Raw genomic sequence first — 1,388 nt, forward strand, 5'->3', positions numbered from 1 at the left:
GAGGATGTAAATTAAACTGTGTCAGCAAGGAATAAAGTATTAACTTTGCTAACACAGTTTTTTTTATGAAAGAAGAATTTGATTTCGAGAGTATCAAGAACAAGGCCATTGAACAGCTGAAAGCCGGCAAGCCTTTGTTGGGTAAGGACGGCGCCTTTGCCCCACTATTGGAAAGTATATTGAATGCAGCCCTGGAAGGAGAGATGGATGCACATTTGACAGAAGAAGAACGCCAGATGGGTAACCGTCGTAACGGAAAGATGCAAAAGCAGGTTCAGACTCCCTTGGGCGAAGTAACCGTTTCCACTCCCCGTGACCGTAATTCGAGTTTTGATCCCCAGTTTATCAAGAAGCGTGAGACTATTCTGGCAGAAGGTGTTGCTGACCGTATAATTGGCTTGTATGCAATGGGAAACAGCACAAGGGAAATCAGTGACTGGATGGAAGAAAATCTTGGGAATCGTGTTTCGGCCGACACAATCAGTTCCATCACAGACCGTGTACTTCCGGAGATAAAAGCATGGAAATCACGGATGCTTGATTCTGTTTATCCTATAGTCTGGATGGATGCCATTCATTACAAAGTAACGGATGAACGTGGCTGCGCGGTAACCCGTGCAATCTATAATGTACTGAGCATTGACAGGGAGGGACACAAGGAGTTACTTGGAATGTATATATCAAGGAATGAGGGAGCAAACTTCTGGCTCAGCGTGTTGACAGACCTTCAGAACCGTGGAGTTGAGGATATTCTCATTGCCTGTATAGACGGTCTGAAGGGGTTTCCTGAAGCCATTCAAAGCGTTTATCCTAATACAGCCGTACAGCTTTGTGTAGTACATCAGATACGTAACTCCATCAAGTATGTAGGATCCAAGAATCAGAAGGAGTTCTTAAGGGATTTGAAATGTGTCTATCAGGCAGTCAATAAGGAATCCGCAGAAAATGAGCTCCTCAAGCTGGATGAAAAATGGGGTGAACAGTATCCTGTCGTTATCAGATCCTGGCAGGACAACTGGGATAAGCTGTCCGAATACTTCCAGTATACTCCGGTCATCCGTAAGCTTATCTATACCACAAATACCGTTGAGGGGTATCACCGTCAGATCCGCAAGGTAACAAAAAACAAGGGCGTGTTCCCATCGGATACAGCCCTTGAGAAACTTGTTTATCTTGCATACCGCAATATACGTAAGAAATGGACCATGCCACTGGCCAATTGGGCTACCATCTCGCAACAACTGGCTATAAAGTTTGGAAACCGGTTTAAATTATTGTAATTTTACGCTCGTCGGGACGGGTGGTCCCGCCCCTTGGCGCGGGCCGTTCCCCGACCGATGAGTTTTCTAGAGATAAATAATGCGTGACACAGTTTATTTTACACTACC

At 45.1% G+C, this 1,388-nt stretch carries 1 protein-coding gene; it reads left to right on the forward strand.

Annotated elements, in window-relative coordinates:
• Window positions 1-65: 65 nt before the first annotated feature.
• Window positions 66-1,280, forward strand: a complete 1,215-nt coding sequence (locus tag LPH68_RS26210; protein ID WP_005837038.1) for an IS256 family transposase — start codon at window positions 66-68, stop codon at window positions 1,278-1,280.
• Window positions 1,281-1,388: the final 108 nt, after the last annotated feature.

Origin of the sequence: Bacteroides sp. 1_1_30 (assembly GCF_020982715.1) — a bacterium.
Taxonomy (GTDB): domain Bacteria; phylum Bacteroidota; class Bacteroidia; order Bacteroidales; family Bacteroidaceae; genus Bacteroides; species Bacteroides xylanisolvens.

Excerpts from the sequence above, each read along its gene's own strand:
- LPH68_RS26210 (WP_005837038.1), top strand. The coding sequence starts at position 66 with ATGAAAGAAGAATTTGATTTCGAGAGTATCAAGAACAAGGCCATTGAA.